A 17,432-nucleotide genomic window follows, 5' to 3' on the forward strand; every position below is an offset into this window, starting at 1 on the left:
AGAGTGCAAGCGTCACGCTTTTTTTTTCCTTTTTCATTCAATAAACAGCGAATCGGTTCACGATTTATCGCTGCAACAATACCCACAAAAAAACTGTGCTGGATCGATCATATATTTATTTCACAATGCTTTATTCTTCAGACATTCACAGTTAGTGTATACACAGATAATGTCCCTATATTTCGCATAAGGCTTGCTGTTCCATGTATTCTTATGTTGCCCGCCAACCGATTTTAACGCGGAAAAAAGAAACCTTTGGCTACGAACTTCTGTTTCGTAATGGGCCAGAGAATGCTTTTCCGCGCCTTTCTGCTGAGCAGGCTACCAATAAACTACTGCTGGAAAACTATTGGTCTGACGATATTGATAAAATCACCGACGGCAAACCAAGTTTTATCAATTTCCCACAAGACAGCTTGCTACGCGGTCTACCCACACTGTTGCCGCGCGATAAAGTGATCATTGAGGTATTAGAAACCGCTACCCCCAATGATTCGCTATATAACGCCCTGCGTATTTTGGCGGGGAAAGGGTACATTTTGGCGCTGGACGATTTTATTCCCAGTGAAGAATGGCTGCGCTTTTTACCCTTAGTGCGCTTAATCAAATTTGATATCAGCGTCCTAAGCATTGAAAAGGTGCGAAATTTTGTACGTCAACACCGCTCACCTAAGCTGCGTTTTTTAGCCGAGCGTGTTGAAACCCATGAACAGTTTGAGGCAGCAAAAGCAGCTGGTTTTGATCTCTTTCAAGGCTACTTTTTTAGTCGCCCACAAATGCTACAACGCAAAGAGATCAACTCATCAAAAATCACCATTTTGCAAATTTTTGCTGAGGTGTGCCAAACCGAGATTGACTACAACAAAGTAGAGCGTCTGCTCGCCACCGATGTATCGATGTCATATAAACTACTGCGCTTTGTAAACAATCAGCGCTCGCTAGCCGCCAAGCCAATCGAGTCCTTTAAACAGGCTCTGGTCTTTTTAGGTGAAATGCAGCTGCGCCGGTTTGTCTCCATTGTTGCCACCGCGCAAGCCTCAGACGATAAACCAAGCTCGCTCTATCAGCTATCACTACAGCGCGCGAAAATGTGTGAATCCTTGGCCGATAAAATTGGCCTACGCGCACAAGCCAATCGCGCTTTCTTAGTCGGCCTCTTTTCACTACTTGACTCCCTGCTAGATACACCAATCGATGTGATCATCGAAAAACTGCCATTAAGTGAGGACATCATTTTGGCATTAACGGAGCATGAAGGACCGCTGGGTGAGCTGCTTTACTACGTGCAAAATTATGACCAAGCCAATTGGGCAGAGCTTGAACAACAAGGTATTCTGCTGGATATCAGCGATGAGGTGATTGCTGCCAGTTATGTAGAAGCCGTAGAATGGGCGCAATCCTTTAAGATTGAGTAATTCGAATGTCTCTATGCCCTTGCTGCAGTGGTCTTGCCTACGACCACTGCTGTCAGCCCTACCATCAACGCCAGCAATATGCCCCAACGCCTGAAGCGCTCATGCGCTCACGCTTTTCTGCCTACGCCATAGGCTTAGTGGATTATATCGTTGAGACCTATGCACCTAAGCTCAATGCCGCACAATTTCGCAATGATATTGCTGATGGTACACAGCTTCAATGGCGCCTATTAGAGGTGATTTCTAGCGATGCTAAAGAAAACAGCGGTACGGTCAACTTTGTCGCGTGGTTTATGGATGAACAAGGTCAGCTCGCCTGTCTAGCCGAACATTCACGTTTTATCAAAGAAGGCGGCCAATGGTATTACTTGGATGGTGAGCAGCGCCACCCTGATACCGTGTATCGTCAGCGCGGTCGTAATACCCCTTGCCCATGTTTAAGTGGCAAAAAGTTCAAACAGTGCTGCGCCTAATAGCGCTTTGAATCAAAAGGGAATGTCATGGATGACATTGTGCCGTGATGTGATTGATCTTAAAGCCGATGTGGCGTAAAAAGGTGAGCGATAGATTGTCGTCAAGGATCAACATGGAACGTAAAACCCTGCTCACAGGCTGCCCAGACTCTCGCGGCCTCATTGCCCAAATCACCAATATCTGCTTTAAGCATCAGCTCAATATTGTACACAACAGTGAATTCGTGGATTACAGCACGGGTCAATTCTTTATGCGTACAGAGCTCGAAGGTATTTTCAACGATCACACCCTGATGCTTGATCTCGACTATGCCCTACCCAAAAACAGCGAACGCCGCCTGGTCGGCGCTGAGCGCAAACGTGTGGTCATTATGGTGACCAAGGAAGCGCACTGCCTTGGCGATCTACTGATCAAAACCTTTGACGGCTCATTAGATATTCAAATTGATGCGGTCATTGGCAATTATGACAATCTACAAGCGCTCACAGAGAAATTTGATGTGCCCTATCATTACGTGAGCCACGAAGGTCTGACACGTGAAGCGCATGAAGCCAAGATGCTTGAGATCATCGATAGCATCAATCCAGACTACGTCGTGCTTGCCAAATATATGCGCGTACTCACGCCTGAATTTGTGTCTCGTTATCCAAAGCGCATTATCAATATTCACCACAGCTTCTTGCCTGCTTTTATTGGTGCGAAACCCTATCAGCAAGCCTTTGAGCGCGGCGTGAAAATCATTGGCGCCACGGCGCACTTTGTCACCAACGATCTCGATGAAGGGCCAATTATTAAGCAGCAAGTGATCCCAGTGGATCATAACTTTACCGCTCAAGATATGGCACGTGCCGGTCGTGACGTTGAAAAACAAGTGCTCAGCAAAGCCCTTGGCTTGGTGGTGGAAGATCGCGTATTTGTCTATGGCAACCGCACGGTGATTTTATAGCGCAGATACAAGCGCCCCTATCAGCCGCTAAATAGCAGACCATAAAAAAGCACCCTCGGGTGCTTTTTTATTTCTCAATTTGTATTCACATTCAGTATATTGGCGCTAAGCAACAAGCCCCAACGCACCTTCACTAATTCGCTGGTCACATTGCAACTTGTGGTAGAGCTGTATCGGTCGTATGTGCCTCATGGTGTCGCTCTGCGCTTCTGAGAGCAGCCGTCGCTGGTGGCCACTGAGGTTATGATAAACCGATTCATCAAAGCCGCAGGTCTGTGTCGGTTTATAACACAGCGGCTGAGGCGTTAATTCATCTTGTAATCGCGCGGATGATAATCCGGCAAAATGAAAAGCGTTAGCAACATCCGGCCGATAATCAGATTCACCACCATCATTAAGCAGGGGCCGTTTAGGACCTAGTTCAAATTGCCGCCTTAGGGTTGCATCGTCATAGACCTTAGTTTCCAACTGATCAAAGGGCAAGGTTTCAAAAAGATCCGGCGAGAGCATCGCCAAGAGCAAAGAGAAATCCCGCAGCGCACCGTCATGCACTGCATGGTTGAGCTGAGCGCCCAATTGCAGTTCATTGACCAGCCGTGTTTTATCTATGGTGTGTATTGCATCCATCAGCGACAACTCTGAAATGTGAATACACTGCTATCGGCTGAGGGCTTAAAAACTAAAGCAAAATAAATTTAACTGCTGCATTTCACAGCAGTTGATCAAGGATTTAATCCTTACTGTTGCGCAAGCCACTGTGCAAAGGCTTGGCGATCAGCCGGTGTTGCTTGCTCATACCACAATTTCAGCTGGCGCAATGCTTCGCTCTCGCTGTTGGGCGCTAACTTAAGAGACTGCTGCGCAGGTTGCGCTGCTGCAGGCTGTTGATAAAACGCGGCAACCACAGCTGGCATATCCTGATAGGGTGCAAACCCACTTTTACCCGGTAAAACCACCTGTGTGAATGCAATGGTTTCACCTTTGCCATCTTTTAGCTGCCATTGCGGCGTTTGATCGCGAAAAGCGTAAGCCATCTTACGATATTCACGTGTTGAAAGAGGTGCCAATAGCGTCATATCACCACTCACATGAAATGACAAAACGTAAGGCTTAGATGTAAATTGTTTTTTTCGGCTGCCATCTTTCATCTGCTGATCAAAACGAATGATGAGTTGATATTCACCCGACTGTAATGACAATTGCTTTTGAGTATTGTGTGGAAGCATTTCACCGTTGATCGCAATCGCATCGATGCCTCGACCTAACGTAAGGGTCGCAGCAGAGACCGACATGGTAAATAGGGTTAATACTATACTGAGCCAAATTCGCATTTATCACCTCTTATTCCTATATACAAAAAGCCGCCCAAAGGCGGCTTTCTCTAAAGTCAACTTTCTACCGAATAGATTAGAAAGTTACTTCCATACCTGCAACGTAGCCTAGCTCGTTATCAATAGCTGCATCGCCTTTAACATCTTCAAGGCTCACTTCTGCATAAACATTTACATTGTCATTTAGCGCACGAACAATGTTGCCGTATACAGAGCTTGCTTTATAGTCAGTATTTGCTTCTTGAGTACCATCAGTATAAGCATAACCTAGACCGAAAGTATTTTGACCAAGCGTATAAGCTGCTGCAACTTCATAAGAATTCAAGTCAACATTAGCAGCACCTGATTTGTCTACATTACCAAATGATGCGCCAACATAAAGTGCATCAAGGGTGTAACGCAATTCAACTTGGTAGCTCTTTTGAGCAACATTTGCTGCTGTATCTTGTGCCGAATCAAAGTCTGCATAGTAACCAGTTAGGTTTAGGTTATCTAGAATGTCATAACCAGCTTTTACATCAAAACCTTTGGCTTTGCCTTCGTTTTGGTTTGCAACATAGTCTGCACCAACAAAGAAGTTATCACCTTGGTAGCCATACTTGATGGTATCGCTGCTAGTAGTTTGATCATTTAGATCTACACTAATTGCACCAGCATCTTTCAACTCGATTTCAACGCCTGCGCCGATATCATCGATATATAGGTATTGGCGACCAAAGCTTAGCGCACCAAAATTACTGCTTAGACCAACAAAAGTACCATCGGTAGTTACACCACCATTTGGATTTTGGTCTTCACCAACGATAAAGCTTAGACCTGCAAATGCAGTTAGGTTGTCATTGATTACATGTGCTGCATCGATTGCCAAAGCACCATCATCAATACGCAACTCGCTATCAACTGCTTTAGTTGCTTTTTGATAGTATTGAACTTCAACAGCACCACTTAGCTGAACTGCTGTTGCATCATTTTCGTATACTGTTACGCCTGCGTTTGCCGCAGTTGCTACTAGAGCTGCTGGAATTGCAAGAGCTAGAATTGTCTTTTTCATTATGATGTTTTCCACTGCTTTTTGTTGATGAGAACACTCTAAAAGCTAAAAGAGTTTCCCCACAAAGGTTAATTCATTCAATTGAACTAACCTGCCAAACTTGTTGTCGCTATCCTTACAAACCAAGATTAGTTCTGTCAAACCAAAAAATTAAGGTGAATCACACTCACTGGTGTAATTTTGCACAAATTTCTCGTCTTTTTGTGAATAACAGGTTAATTACGACCCATTCGCATTTACATGAAATTCATTAAAATAAGTCTCACATCACAGTGATTTATCGCTATTTGGCTGCGATATTGATGCAATTAATTGAAAATGGGGCCAAAGCCGTTGTTCAAACTATGTACACTTAATTTAGCTCTAGACCATAAAAATGGGTAATTTTAATGGGTTTTCGCAAATGAGAAGAAGATCACCTTTTATTCTTCTCCCTTGCACCAATTTCGTCATCGGATAGCCGTGGCATTTCATGTTAAACTCAATCGTCCTTACCTTTATTGCTTGTCATTTATGCTGTCACCTGCGGTTACTCAACAAATTCGTCACTGTTACCAAAACCTCAAAGACCAATTGCCCCACTTTGTCTCTCGTCGTGGGCAAAACTATTTGGTGGCCGAAATTGCAAAAACCTTAGGCGGCGAATATCACGCCAAACAGCGCATGTTAGTGGCAGAAGCAGGCACAGGCATTGGTAAATCTTTAGCTTATTTGATGGGTGCCGTACCCTTTGCCCTGCATCACAATAAAAAAGTAGTGATTGCAACAGCTACAGTGGCGCTTCAAGAACAGCTACTCAATAAAGACCTGCCCCTATTTCGCCGTATTTATGACAAACCCATGGACTTTATTTTGGCCAAGGGGCGCCAGCGTTACTGCTGCGCTCATAAATTAGCGGCTAGTTTGGAAGACGATAGCCAAATGGCATTGTGGCAGCAAAAGCCCAAAGCCAAGGAGATAGCGCTGCTTAAACGCATGCAAACCGCCTATGGACAAGGCAAGTGGGATGGCGACATCGACAGTTGGCCTACCGCCATTCCGCATCACCTTTGGCAGCAAATTCAATCGGACAAACACAGCTGCCATAACGGCTTGGCAGCGCACCGTGATTGCCCTTTTCAAAAAGCGCGCAACCACCTCGATAAAGCCGATGTGATTATTGCCAATCACGCTTTGATGTTGGCTGATTTAGAGCTCGGTGGCGGTGTTATTTTGCCAGAGCCAGAGCAATGTATTTATGTGATTGATGAAGCGCACCACCTGCCGCGCGTTGCCCGCGATTTTTCTGCTGCCAGCGCTGCGCTCAAAGGCAGTGAAACTTGGCTCACGCGCTTAAACCAAGCCAGTGTTCGTTATGGCCAAGCGGGCGATCTCAAGCGCAGCGATAAATTTGTCACCGCGCTGCAAAGTGCCATTAGCCAATTGATCCCAGATTTTATTGCGCTCAGCCAGCACATTGACCCAAGCCAATTTAGCAAAGATGGCATTTACCGTTTTGCCCATGGCGAACTTCCTACTTGGCTAAGCGAACTTGCGGGCGGCTGCAAAGAGCAAAGCAAAAAAGCCTTTCAAGCACTGGGTAAATTACTGGATTTGGTCACCGAGCGCCTCAAAGAAGGCGAGATCAACAGCAAACAGGCCGATCCCATCATCAGTGAAGCTGGGGTTTATTTACAGCGCCTTGAGATGCTCAGCAAAACTTGGCACTTAATGGCTGAGCCAGAGCGAGATAAAGGCGCGCCACTGGCTCGCTGGCTTAGTCGAAACCCAGATCGCGACGGTGATTATATCGTCCATGTGTCTCCCATTGAGGTGGGCTATCGGCTGGATCAGCTGCTGTGGAGCCGTGCGGCAGGTGTGATTTTAACCTCAGCCACATTGCGCGCGCTCAATAGCTTTGATTACTTTTGCCGCCAAGCAGGCATCTATCGTGATTCCGGCTGCCAATTTTTGGCATTAAGCTCGCCTTTTGATTACACCAATCAAGCAAGGCTTGTGGTGCCTGCACTCAAACATGAGCCACAGGCGCAGCAATTTACCCAATATTTAATTGATGAGCTGCCAAACTACTTGGCAGAGGACAAAGCCAGCTTGGTGCTGTTTGCCTCCTACTGGCAGATGAATCAAGTGGCAGAAAGCATTGAGGCAACTTGTAAAAAACAGGGCTGGCAGCTTTTAGTTCAAGGTAAAGAGAGTCGTGGCAGCCTGCTTGATAAACATAAAAAAGCGGTGGATGCTGGCAAAGTCAGTATTATTTTTGGTACCAGCAGTTTTTCTGAAGGTTTGGATCTCGCTGGCGATCTACTCACCAATGTGATCATCACCAAGATTCCCTTTGCCGTGCCCACCTCCCCTGTGGAGGAAGCGCACGCCGAATATGTTGAAGCCAATGGCGGAAACGCCTTTATGCAGATTGCGGTACCAGAAGCCAGCCGCAAGCTCACCCAATCCGTCGGGCGATTGCTGCGTAAAGAAAAAGATTCTGGTAGAGTCGTGATCCTTGATCGCCGGGTGATCAGCAAACGCTACGGCAAAGCATTATTAGATGCCTTGCCCCCATTTCACAGACTGATAGAGCAGCCTTAAACCCTATGCTTCTAGACGCTATCGAGCCCTCAGTTTGGCTCATTCTCGCCTTAGTTGCCTTTATTGCCGGATTTATTGATGCCGTTGCCGGCGGCGGTGGCATGCTCACTGTTCCGGCCCTGCTTTCCTTGGGGTTACCGCCGCATATTGCGCTGGGAACCAATAAGCTCGCGGCTACATTTGCCTCAGCGACCGCTGCCTACACCTATTTTAAAAAGCAGCTCTTTTCCCCTAGTTTTTGGCGCTTATCCTTTCTTGCCACACTCACAGGTGCCATTTTCGGTACCCTAGTCGTTGACGCCATCAGCACAGCTTGGCTCGAAAAGGCGCTACCTTTGGTGATTCTCGCAGCCGCGCTCTATACCATCTGCCGTCCGCAGCGCCATGAGCATGGTCACCAGCTACCCACACCAAGCGCCAAGCTTAACAGCAAAAAAATTCTGCAAGGATTTGGGCTGGGATTTTATGATGGTGTTGCAGGCCCAGGTACAGGCGCCTTTTGGACAGTCTCGAGCATGGCGCTCTATCGCCTCAATATTTTGCTTGCTTCTGGCCTTGCCAAAGCGATGAACTTCACCAGCAACATGACCTCTTTGATTACCTTTGCGATTTTGGGGCATATCAACTGGGCTCTGGGGCTAACCATGGGACTTTGCTTGATGGCTGGCGCATGGCTTGGCGCCCACTCAGCCATTCGCTTTGGCGCTAAATTTATTCGCCCAGTGTTTATTACTGTGGTGATGATTCTCTCGCTCAAATTAGGCTACGACGCTTGGTTTGCCACAGTCCCGATGGAGAGCGCGCAATGAACAAAGCACTCAATCAACTTTTAGCGCGGATCAGCACACTCGTAACTCGGTGCGCAGATTATGACGCGCAGCATGGTGAAACGCCGCGTCCCCGCTTTGATAACCACCTGTTTCAAGGACAAAGTAAGTTACTCGAACCCTGCGCCAAAATGGTTCAAAACCTCTGTCAGCAGCTATCCAAAGAGTATGAGGCGGGTAAACTCACAGAGCAGCGATTGAGCTATAGCTGCGAGCGAATCATCGCGCAAATCAGCGCGCTAGAGCGTGAAATGGTAACCACCAAATTGCGCGCGCAAGAGCCCAAGCCCTACGGTCACTGGCAAACCAGTATCCATGAGCTCTATCAGCAATTTGCGCAGCACCAAGATTGGGAACGCCGTTTACAAATGCTGGTACAAGAAAAGCAAGTTGCCTTGGCGCAAGCCCATTCACTGGCGCACCAGCAGCAATTGCAACAACAAGTGATCGCTGCTGAAGGGCGATTGGCCCGCTGCCAAGCGGCGATGAAAAAGCTCGAACTTCGTATTCAACATCAAGAACAAAAAGGTGTGCACTAGCATGACCACCCCGCCGCTCAACCAAGCACCAGCGCATATTCAACTTGCCGTCGATCTGATTTATTTACTTGAAAGCAACGACATTGACCCACAAACCGCATTAAAAGCACTGGCTATTGTTCAACAGGATCTTGAGCAGCGCCTCGACAAGGAACCCACATGTCCAGATTCAAATTGATGACCCCAGCCCACCTGCTGCTGTTTTTTGCCTTTGTGATGTCGCTGACCTTTGCCGTATGGCAGGTACTGCTGAATAACTTTTCCATCGATTTAGCCAACTTTACCGGCCGCGAAATCGGCATTTTACAAAGTATTCGAGAGATCCCGGGCTTTCTAGCCTTTACCGCCATCTATCTGCTGTTGTTTGTTCGTGAACAAACCTTTGCTTTTTTCTTTTTGGCGCTGATGTGTTTTGGCATCGCCATCACCGGCTGGTTTCCAACCGCCATGGGGCTCTATTGCACCACTTTGGTGATGTCCATTGGCTTTCACTATTTCGAAACCGTCAATCAATCCCTCACCTTGCAGTGGATTGATAAAGAAAATACCCCGCAATTTATGGGTAAGGCGCTGGCCTACAAAAGTGCAGCCAGCCTCATCGCTTTTGCTTTGGTCTGGCTGGTGATGGATTATTTCACCATGAGCTACAACTTTGCTTACATCAGTTTTGGCGTGTTTGGTCTCGTGGCCGTGCTATTGATGTGGCTTGCGTGTCCGCGCTTTGAGCAAGCGCATGTACAAGAGAAAAAGCTGATTTTACGCCGCCGCTACTGGCTCTATTACGCGCTGACTTTCTTTAGCGGTGCCCGACGTCAGATCTTTATCGTCTTTGCCGGCTTTATGATGGTAGAGAAATTTGGCTATAGCGTTGGCCAAATTAGCCTGCTGTTTATGATCAACTATCTCTTTAACATGCTTTGCGCCCCAGCCATTGGCCGCTGGATTGCTAAAGTAGGCGAAAAGCACACCCTGACCATTGAATACGCAGGGCTGATCATTATTTTTAGCAGTTATGCCTTGGTTGAAAATGCCACGTGGGCAGCCGTACTTTATGTTGCCGATCATCTCTTTTTTGCGCTCGCCATTGCCATTAAAACCTATTTCCAAAAGATTGCTGATCCCAAGGATATGGCGTCAACCGCTGGGGTTAGCTTTACCATCAACCACATCGCCGCCGTGGTAATTCCAGTGATCCTCGGTTTGCTTTGGCTTTATTCCAGCGCCTTGGTGTTCTTTATTGGCGCAGGTTTTGCGCTGTGCTCACTGCTGTTATCACGCCTGATTCCAGACACACCTGAGCCAGGATATGAAGTCCGATGGCCAATACAACGCGCTCATGTCGAAGATGCCAAATAAGAGGGTATCATTCGAGCGCCCTAGTTCGATTTAACCGAGCTGCTATCTAACCAAGCATCTATCGAACATCTAACCGAGCCGTGATGGCATCAAACCACGCGGCTCGGTTTTTTGCCCTTTCTCAATTCCCACGATGCAATTTCAATTGAGCTTGAATCAAATTTAATTCTCCATATGGATCACAATCCATTACAAAATGGCAATAAAGTCATAGCTATTCACACCGAATCGCCGTAAATTTTTTGATTATTTCTTGGCATGGGCATGGATTGCTCAACGTCCTTGCGCCCTGTCCGATGCTTTTTCACTTTCAAGCCAGAAGGTTCCACTATGACGCAATACCGCATTGAAAAAGACACCATTGGTGAAATTGAAGTTCCAGCCAATCAACTGTGGGGCGCACAAACCCAGCGCTCATTACAAAACTTCGCTATCTCAACGGAAAAGATGCCAAAAGAGCTCATTCATGCACTTGCAAGCGTCAAGCGAAGCTGCGCTGTGGTCAATGCAAACCTTGGCGTGCTTGATGGCGAAAAAGCCAAAGCCATTGTGGCGGCCGCCGATGAAGTGCTCAACAACCAACACGCCAGTGAGTTTCCATTGGCAGTCTGGCAAACCGGCTCTGGCACCCAGTCCAATATGAATATGAACGAAGTACTGGCCAACCGTGGCTCTGCTATTTTGGGCGGCGAAGTGGGTGAAGGGCGCTTGATTCATCCCAATGATGATGTCAACAAAGGCCAGTCTTCCAACGATGTTTACCCAACAGCCATGAGCGTTGCTGCGGTGCAAAGCGTAGAAAACGTCCTGATCCCTGCGATCATTCGCCTCAAAGATGTATTGGCGAAAAAATCCCAAGATTTTATGCAGATCGTAAAAATCGGTCGTACTCACCTGCAAGATGCAACGCCACTGACCGTGGGCCAAGAGATCTCGGGCTGGGTTAGCCAGCTAGAACACAGCTTGGTGCATATTGAGCAATCACTGCCGCATCTCCGCGAGCTTGCCCTTGGTGGTACAGCTGTTGGTACTGGCCTTAATGCCCACCCAGAATTTGCGGTAGCCGTCGCCAAAGAGCTCACCGCGCACACGGGCTGCGAGTTTGTCACTGCGCCCAATAAATTTGAATCACTGGCTGCCCATGATGCCTTGGTCTTTGCCCATGGCGCATTGAAAACCCTGGCAGCTGCGATGATGAAGATCGCCAATGACGTGCGCTGGCTCGCCTCTGGCCCACGCTCTGGTTTGGGTGAACTATCCATTCCAGAAAACGAGCCAGGCAGCTCCATCATGCCGGGCAAAGTCAACCCAACCCAATGTGAAGCGGTGACCATGCTATGCGCGCAAGTGATGGGCAATGATGTGGCCATTAACGTTGGCGGCCTTTCTGGAAACTTTGAGCTCAATGTGTATAAACCATTGATGATTCATAACTTCCTACAAAGTGTTCGCTTGCTCGCTGATGGTGCAGACAGCTTTAACGTCAACTGCGCAGTGGGCATTACCGTCAACGAAACGCAAGTGGAAGCATTGGTTCAACGCTCTTTGATGCTGGTGACTGCGCTAAACCCACATATTGGCTACGATAACGCCGCGAAAATTGCGAAAAAAGCGCATAAAGAGGGTACCACCCTCAAAGAATCAGCGCTGGCGCTGGGACTGCTCACTGAAGATCAGTTTGATGCATGGGTTCGCCCAGAGAAGATGACCGGTCTTTAAGATCTGCTCATTTGCTTGATAAAAAAACCGCGCTTGTCGCGGTTTTTTTATCGCTAAAGGCGAATTAACTATTACTAAAAACAATAATTAATATGAAATCATTCGATTTGAGTCATATATTGTTTGTTTGTAATCTGAGGTCACTGAATTCAAAAGAGAATGAATATGTCCTTGCTCTCTATATTTCGCCATTTTTTTACCCTCGGTTGGGTCAGTTTTGGCGGACCTGCCGCGCATATTGGTTATTTCAAAACCACTTTTGTTGATCGCCTGAAATGGCTAAGCAATGAGGAATACGCGCAGCTAGTTGCCCTAAGTCAAATGCTGCCAGGACCCGGTTCAAGTCAGGTGGGATTTGCCTTGGGCTATCGCCAAGGTGGACTTGGCGGTGCGATCACCGCGTTTATCGCCTTTACACTACCTTCCGTCATCTTAATGCTGATTGCAGCCAGCGTCAGCGCGCAGTTTGTAGAGCAAGCATGGCTCCAAGGCATCATCGCTGGCTTAAAGCTACTTGCCGTGGTGGTGGTAGCGGATGCCATTTGGGGCATGGCCAAACAGTTTTGCCAACGCGCAATCACCATCGTGATTGCCCTTTTGAGCACCATCATCATGCTGGTGATGAGCGGCCTACTCAGCCAGTTATTGGTACTGGCGCTTGGCGCGATTCTCGGCTTGTTGTTTTTGCAACAAAGCAATCTAATGCAAAAAACGCAAACGCATTTCAACGCGCCCACCGCCAAAGCGCGCAAACGCCAAGTGATCAGTTGGCCACCTTTAGTGCTCTTTGCGCTGCTGATTCTCGGCCTGCCCATGGCTTTTGCGTATTGGCCGCAGCTCAATACATTAGCCATTAGTCAGCATTTTTACCAAGCCGGTAGCTTGGTATTTGGCGGCGGTCATGTGGTGCTACCGCTGCTAGAGCAAAGTGTGGGCGCAACACTTGGCCAAGATACCTTTTTAACTGGTTATGCCCTAGCGCAGGCCGTTCCCGGCCCGATGTTTACCTTGGCGACTTACTTAGGGTATTTCTTGATGCCAAGCGCCCCCATTCTTGGTGCACTACTGGCGACCTTGATGGTCTTTTTACCGGGCTTCTTACTCGTACTTACGGTGATTAATCAATGGCAAAACCTTGCTGCAAAACCTGCACTTCGTGGCGTGTTGATGGGTATTAATGCGGCTGTGGTGGGTTTACTGGCCAGCGCGTTTTACCAGCCCATTGCCACAAGCGCGATTCATCATTGGTCAGATGCGATCTTTGCGCTGCTGGGATTTGTCCTGCTGTATCGCTTTCGCCCCCCCATTGGTCTAATGGTGGCAGGCTTTGCTCTACTGGGTTTTCTTTGTAGCGGGCTCTAATTCCAAACACAAAAAAAGGCGCTCATCGCGCCTTTCTTATACTTCGCAGAATCAGTGATAGCCATTGATTGGCTAACACCTTCTCTTTACTTGCTTCTTTTACTTAATTCGGTTTCAGCGATTCGAGTTTCCGAAATGTCAGCATTGAGCGCTGTCGTCACCGCTTTGCTATCGCCGCCAAACATATTGTCGCCCCAAGTTACCACGCTGCCATCGGTTTTCAGCGCCGCAAAAGCATGATCGGTTGCATAAATGCGCATCACTTGATGCAGCTGACCAGCCACTGAGCGGCTGTCACCGCCAAACTCACGATGACCCCAGCTCACGACATCACCATTATTTTTTAGCGCAGCAAAGGCAAAACCATTGCCATAAATCTCGCTCACACCATTGAGCTGAGTTTGCACACTTTGGCTATCGCCACCAAAGTTTGCATCGCCCCACGTAAGGACTTGCCCCTGCTTTGAAATCGCAGCAAAAGCTTCTTGATTGGCATAAATTTGCGCGTAAGCTTGGCTTGGAATTTTCCAATCGCCACCAATATCGCCCCAGCTAAGCAATTCGCCCTTTGGTGAAACTGCAGCAAAAGCATAGTTGCTGGCCACCACATGTTGAACCGCTTGGCTAAATGGGTTGATACCACCGTAGCGACTGTAGCCCCAAGAGGTCATTCGCCCTTGCTTGTTCAGCGCGGTAAAAGCCACTTGGTTTGGATAGATGGTCACGATATCCCGTAATTTTGCTTGCACAGCACTGCTGTCGCCGCCATCACTCGCAAAGCCCCAAGTCACCACGGAGCCATCTTTTTTCAGCGCCGCAAAGGCATAGTCCGTGGTGTAGATATGCGCGACATTGCGAAGTTTGGACAAGGTTTTATCACCGCCATTTTCTGCATCGCCCCAAACCACCACAGAGCCATCTTTTCTAAGCGCGGCAAATGCAGTTTCATTGGCAACAATTGAGGTAACACCCACCAATTGCGATGCGACATCGCTGCTGTCACCGCCTCGCTCCTCATTACCCCAAGTCACCACAGTACCGTCATCTTTGAGCGCAGCAAAGGCGCTATTGGTCGCCGTAATGGTCTGTATATGGGTTAGCTTGGCTTGCACCTGACTAGCATCACCACCAGCGACTGCGCGTCCCCACGCCACCACGGTGCCATCTTTTTTCAGTGCAGCGAAAGCATGCTTGCTATGAAAAATGCTTTGAACATGAGATAGCTGCGCAGCGACTTTACTGCTGTCTCCACCATCTTCAGGCAACCCCCAAGTCACCACAGAGCCATTGGATTTAATCGCAGCAAAAGCATAGGGGTTGGCATCGATGGTCATCACCACATCAGGCTGATATAGCAATTGCTCGGGTTGACCAAGCGCATCGCCAAAATAGGCTTGCGGTGTTGCGGTCACACGAATCGCTGCGCCGTAGTCGGCCAAGGTTAGTCGATATTCCTTGCCTTTAAATTGCACATCCTGTGGGTCATCAAATTGGCCATTATCATTGCTATCGATTTGCCACAATAACTGTGTTTGTGCGCTGCTACAGCTATCGCAGTCCACCACGGCTTTGAGTGTTTGTCCGACCGCATAAGGCCCCTGCACTGAGAGTGCAGTGATTTGCGGATCACCTAGTGGCCCTGAGGCACAGCCAGATAATGAAAATAACGATACAAAACAAAGACTTTTTTTGAGCATGGTGGAACTTTTTGACGACACTATTTGGCCGCGTAGATTACCTGATTGCGCAAAGAAAACCCATTAAAAAAGAGCTAACTGTCTGTGAAATCACACCTTTTGCACAAAAAACAAGCATTCTTTCTCAGCCATTTCAGCGTCAGGTTAAGGTTGTGACGCCCAATACCAATTGGCTTGATTTTGCCACGCCTTTTCCACACCACCCGCATCATAGATTTCAGCCAAGGATAAGATTTTTGGCACCATCACGGGCGGCTGCGCAGGTGCAATATTTCGGCCATATCCGACAAAAATAAACAGCGCCAGCAGCATCATCAACCAAGGTTTACGCATGATTTCATTTCCTTTTGAAATATTGCAGCCAGCTTAATCACTCTAAAATCAATAATGTCAGGCTTGTTTCAAAAATCAGTTAAAGCTGCGCACACAAGGGGACGGATCTGTTCTAGCGCGCCTCTCAGTTACAATCCTGCGCCATATCTTAAAGAGCATCGAAAGCTGCTCGCCTGAAGTAAGAATTCTCATGACTCAAATTCAAGGATGCTGCGTTGCCACCAGCGATGCAGAACTGCAAAATCAGCTAAAGAAACTCTCGCAGGATCACCGCCCAGCAGAAAAACTACCGCGCAGTCCCTATCTCTCTGTGCGTCATATCGACAAACGCTGGCAACAGTTGAATCAAGCAGATAGCCAAGCTGAGCTGCTCGACGCACACACCCAAAGTCAGCAAGATTGCTATCACAAGAACATTGAAAATTTCATTGGCACGGTCAAATTACCCGTGGGCATCGCAGGGCCACTGCGCGTCAATGGCGCATATGCGCAAGGCGATTACACCATTCCGCTAGCCACCACGGAGGCCGCGTTAGTCGCCTCCTACCATCGCGGCGCACAGCTGATTACCGCAGCAGGCGGCGCCAGTGCGCTACTACTTCGAGAAAGTGTCACCCGCACGCCAGGACTGATCTTTTCTGGCATTGCGCAAGCGGGCGCCTTTGTCGCATGGGCTAGCCAACAGATTGAGATTTTTCGCCAAGTGGCAGAGTCCACCACCACCCATGGCAAACTCATCAACGCTAGCCTGCATATTGAGGCGCGTTATGTATTTTTGGTGTTTGAATACCACACTGGCGATGCTTCAGGACAGAACATGGTCACCATCGCCACACAAGCGATTTTGGACTATGTGATGGCGCACACTCCTGTGCAGCCCGAATACGCCTTTTTAGATGCCAATCTCTCCGGCGATAAAAAAGCGACCCATCAATCACTAACCCATGTGCGCGGCAAAAAAGTCAGCGCAGAGATCAACATCCCTGCCCATTTGGTTCAGCAATATTTGCACACCACGCCTGAAGCAATGCACCAATTTGAACGCATTAGCACCGTCGGGGGCACCCTCAGCGGTAGCATGGGGATTCATGCCCATTACGCCAATGCGCTGGCGGCGCTTTACATTGCTTGCGGCCAAGACGCGGCATGTGTGGCGGAATCTGCCAGTGGCATCACCCGCCTTGAAGTCACCTCAAAGGGCAATCTTTATGCCTCTGCCACTTTGCCCAATTTAATGGTTGGAACCGTTGGTGGCGGTACGGGATTACCCAGTCAAAAAGCTTGCCTCAAGCTGCTGGGTCTTTATGGCGCAGGGCATGCTCGAGCGTTGGCCGAGGTGGCCGCTAGTTTGTGCCTAGCCGGAGAGCTTTCCATTATTGGCGCGTTTTGCGCAGGACATTTTTCCCGCGCCCACCATAAACTGGCGCGCCCGCTCAAAGCCGACATCTAAGTTCAAAATTTGAGTGGAATATTTGAAGCTGAATATTTGAATGAAAGCCAAGATGCATACGCTGTTGCAATCGATGCTAGACACTGAAAATCATCAGCATTTTATTTCAATATTTAAATTAAATACCAATCGCTTTAGATGAATTCACTAATAGTGATAAAACAATAAGTTAAGAACACCATATATGGGTGTAGAACAGAATCATACAAGTTCAATTAAAATCCGGCAAAGTTATGTAAAATTAAGGTTAAAATTCACGATTGTGTTGGTTTCATGCCATTAATCTTGAATGGAACGTCAGGTTATTCACCGGATTTGAACCCAGTTACGAACTTAACAATGCATT

At 47.9% G+C, this 17,432-nt stretch carries 16 protein-coding genes; 11 read left to right on the plus strand and 5 right to left on the minus strand.

Annotation, left to right across the window (positions count from 1 at the left end; all coding sequences use genetic code 11):
• The first annotated feature begins 203 nt into the window (after positions 1 to 203).
• The 3 genes from L9P36_RS08750 (at position 204) to purU (ending at position 2,835) form a co-directional block, all read left to right on the plus strand.
• Entirely contained in the window at positions 204 to 1,415 is a 1,212-nt protein-coding gene (locus tag L9P36_RS08750; protein WP_237466322.1) for an EAL and HDOD domain-containing protein, read from the plus strand.
• Between the two features lie 5 nt (positions 1,416 to 1,420).
• Complete coding sequence (locus L9P36_RS08755; RefSeq protein WP_237466323.1) at positions 1,421 to 1,888, plus strand: YchJ family protein; 468 nt, start codon at positions 1,421 to 1,423, stop codon at positions 1,886 to 1,888.
• A gap of 113 nt (positions 1,889 to 2,001) precedes the next feature.
• A complete protein-coding gene (purU, locus tag L9P36_RS08760; protein WP_237466324.1) occupies positions 2,002 to 2,835 on the plus strand; it encodes a formyltetrahydrofolate deformylase in 834 nt (277 codons plus the stop codon).
• A 105-nt stretch (positions 2,836 to 2,940) separates the two neighbouring features.
• Here purU and L9P36_RS08765 read toward each other — a convergent pair whose 3' ends face one another.
• The 3 genes from L9P36_RS08765 to L9P36_RS08775 all read right to left on the minus strand — a co-directional run bounded on the left by L9P36_RS08765 (position 2,941) and on the right by L9P36_RS08775 (position 5,217).
• On the minus strand, positions 2,941 to 3,462 hold the full coding sequence (locus L9P36_RS08765; RefSeq protein WP_237466325.1) for a VC2046/SO_2500 family protein: 522 nt from the start codon (positions 3,460 to 3,462) through the stop codon (positions 2,941 to 2,943).
• 110 nt (positions 3,463 to 3,572) lie between these two features.
• On the minus strand, positions 3,573 to 4,166 hold the full coding sequence (locus tag L9P36_RS08770; RefSeq protein WP_237466326.1) for a DUF2057 family protein: 594 nt from the start codon (positions 4,164 to 4,166) through the stop codon (positions 3,573 to 3,575).
• 76 nt (positions 4,167 to 4,242) lie between these two features.
• Positions 4,243 to 5,217, minus strand: a complete 975-nt coding sequence (locus tag L9P36_RS08775; protein ID WP_237466327.1) for a porin — start codon at positions 5,215 to 5,217, stop codon at positions 4,243 to 4,245.
• Between the two features lie 513 nt (positions 5,218 to 5,730).
• On the opposite strand from L9P36_RS08775, the gene dinG reads away from it, so the two are divergent.
• The 7 genes from dinG to chrA all read left to right on the plus strand — a co-directional run bounded on the left by dinG (position 5,731) and on the right by chrA (position 13,606).
• The gene (dinG, locus tag L9P36_RS08780; protein WP_237467896.1) at positions 5,731 to 7,803 is read left to right on the plus strand and encodes an ATP-dependent DNA helicase DinG; all 2,073 of its coding nucleotides are present in this window, start codon (positions 5,731 to 5,733) and stop codon (positions 7,801 to 7,803) included.
• Positions 7,804 to 7,808: 5 nt separating this feature from the next.
• Positions 7,809 to 8,612, plus strand: coding sequence for a TSUP family transporter (locus L9P36_RS08785; protein WP_237466328.1), 804 nt, complete (start codon positions 7,809 to 7,811; stop codon positions 8,610 to 8,612).
• Positions 8,609 to 9,169 carry a primosomal replication protein gene (locus L9P36_RS08790; RefSeq protein WP_237466329.1) on the plus strand — a complete coding sequence of 187 codons (561 nt, stop codon included), beginning with the start codon at positions 8,609 to 8,611 and terminating at the stop codon, positions 9,167 to 9,169. Before L9P36_RS08785 ends, L9P36_RS08790 begins: the two co-directional genes overlap by 4 nt.
• A gap of 1 nt (position 9,170) precedes the next feature.
• The gene (rsmS, locus tag L9P36_RS08795) at positions 9,171 to 9,347 is read left to right on the plus strand and encodes a pleiotropic regulatory protein RsmS (RefSeq protein ID WP_435532735.1); all 177 of its coding nucleotides are present in this window, start codon (positions 9,171 to 9,173) and stop codon (positions 9,345 to 9,347) included.
• A complete protein-coding gene (locus tag L9P36_RS08800) occupies positions 9,329 to 10,525 on the plus strand; it encodes an MFS transporter (RefSeq protein WP_237466331.1) in 1,197 nt (398 codons plus the stop codon). Before rsmS ends, L9P36_RS08800 begins: the two co-directional genes overlap by 19 nt.
• Positions 10,526 to 10,855: 330 nt before the next feature.
• A complete protein-coding gene (gene fumC, locus L9P36_RS08805) occupies positions 10,856 to 12,244 on the plus strand; it encodes a class II fumarate hydratase (RefSeq protein ID WP_237466332.1) in 1,389 nt (462 codons plus the stop codon).
• 171 nt (positions 12,245 to 12,415) lie between these two features.
• Positions 12,416 to 13,606, plus strand: coding sequence for a chromate efflux transporter (gene chrA, locus L9P36_RS08810; protein WP_237467897.1), 1,191 nt, complete (start codon positions 12,416 to 12,418; stop codon positions 13,604 to 13,606).
• A gap of 86 nt (positions 13,607 to 13,692) precedes the next feature.
• On the opposite strand, the gene L9P36_RS08815 is transcribed toward chrA, so the two are convergent.
• On the minus strand, positions 13,693 to 15,303 hold the full coding sequence (locus tag L9P36_RS08815; protein WP_237466333.1) for an RCC1 domain-containing protein: 1,611 nt from the start codon (positions 15,301 to 15,303) through the stop codon (positions 13,693 to 13,695).
• A 144-nt stretch (positions 15,304 to 15,447) separates the two neighbouring features.
• On the minus strand, positions 15,448 to 15,636 hold the full coding sequence (locus L9P36_RS08820) for a hypothetical protein (protein ID WP_237466334.1): 189 nt from the start codon (positions 15,634 to 15,636) through the stop codon (positions 15,448 to 15,450).
• A 190-nt stretch (positions 15,637 to 15,826) separates the two neighbouring features.
• Here L9P36_RS08820 and L9P36_RS08825 point away from each other — a divergent pair, with 190 nt between their 5' ends.
• Positions 15,827 to 17,086, plus strand: coding sequence for a hydroxymethylglutaryl-CoA reductase (locus L9P36_RS08825; protein ID WP_237466335.1), 1,260 nt, complete (start codon positions 15,827 to 15,829; stop codon positions 17,084 to 17,086).
• Positions 17,087 to 17,432: the final 346 nt, after the last annotated feature.

The organism is Vibrio stylophorae, assembly GCF_921293875.1.
Taxonomy (GTDB): Bacteria; Pseudomonadota; Gammaproteobacteria; order Enterobacterales; family Vibrionaceae; genus Vibrio_A; species Vibrio_A stylophorae.

Bases quoted from the DNA above. Each gene is read 5' to 3' on its own strand.
- L9P36_RS08750 (WP_237466322.1), top strand. From the start codon at position 204: ATGTATTCTTATGTTGCCCGCCAACCGATTTTAACGCGGAAAAAAGAA.
- L9P36_RS08755 (WP_237466323.1), top strand. From the start codon at position 1,421: ATGTCTCTATGCCCTTGCTGCAGTGGTCTTGCCTACGACCACTGCTGT.
- purU (WP_237466324.1), top strand. From the start codon at position 2,002: ATGGAACGTAAAACCCTGCTCACAGGCTGCCCAGACTCTCGCGGCCTC.
- L9P36_RS08765 (WP_237466325.1), bottom strand. From the start codon at position 3,462: ATGGATGCAATACACACCATAGATAAAACACGGCTGGTCAATGAACTG.
- L9P36_RS08770 (WP_237466326.1), bottom strand. From the start codon at position 4,166: ATGCGAATTTGGCTCAGTATAGTATTAACCCTATTTACCATGTCGGTC.
- L9P36_RS08775 (WP_237466327.1), bottom strand. From the start codon at position 5,217: ATGAAAAAGACAATTCTAGCTCTTGCAATTCCAGCAGCTCTAGTAGCA.
- dinG (WP_237467896.1), top strand. From the start codon at position 5,731: ATGCTGTCACCTGCGGTTACTCAACAAATTCGTCACTGTTACCAAAAC.
- L9P36_RS08785 (WP_237466328.1), top strand. From the start codon at position 7,809: ATGCTTCTAGACGCTATCGAGCCCTCAGTTTGGCTCATTCTCGCCTTA.
- L9P36_RS08790 (WP_237466329.1), top strand. From the start codon at position 8,609: ATGAACAAAGCACTCAATCAACTTTTAGCGCGGATCAGCACACTCGTA.
- rsmS (WP_435532735.1), top strand. From the start codon at position 9,171: ATGACCACCCCGCCGCTCAACCAAGCACCAGCGCATATTCAACTTGCC.
- L9P36_RS08800 (WP_237466331.1), top strand. From the start codon at position 9,329: ATGTCCAGATTCAAATTGATGACCCCAGCCCACCTGCTGCTGTTTTTT.
- fumC (WP_237466332.1), top strand. From the start codon at position 10,856: ATGACGCAATACCGCATTGAAAAAGACACCATTGGTGAAATTGAAGTT.
- L9P36_RS08815 (WP_237466333.1), bottom strand. From the start codon at position 15,303: ATGCTCAAAAAAAGTCTTTGTTTTGTATCGTTATTTTCATTATCTGGC.
- L9P36_RS08820 (WP_237466334.1), bottom strand. From the start codon at position 15,636: ATGCGTAAACCTTGGTTGATGATGCTGCTGGCGCTGTTTATTTTTGTC.
- L9P36_RS08825 (WP_237466335.1), top strand. From the start codon at position 15,827: ATGACTCAAATTCAAGGATGCTGCGTTGCCACCAGCGATGCAGAACTG.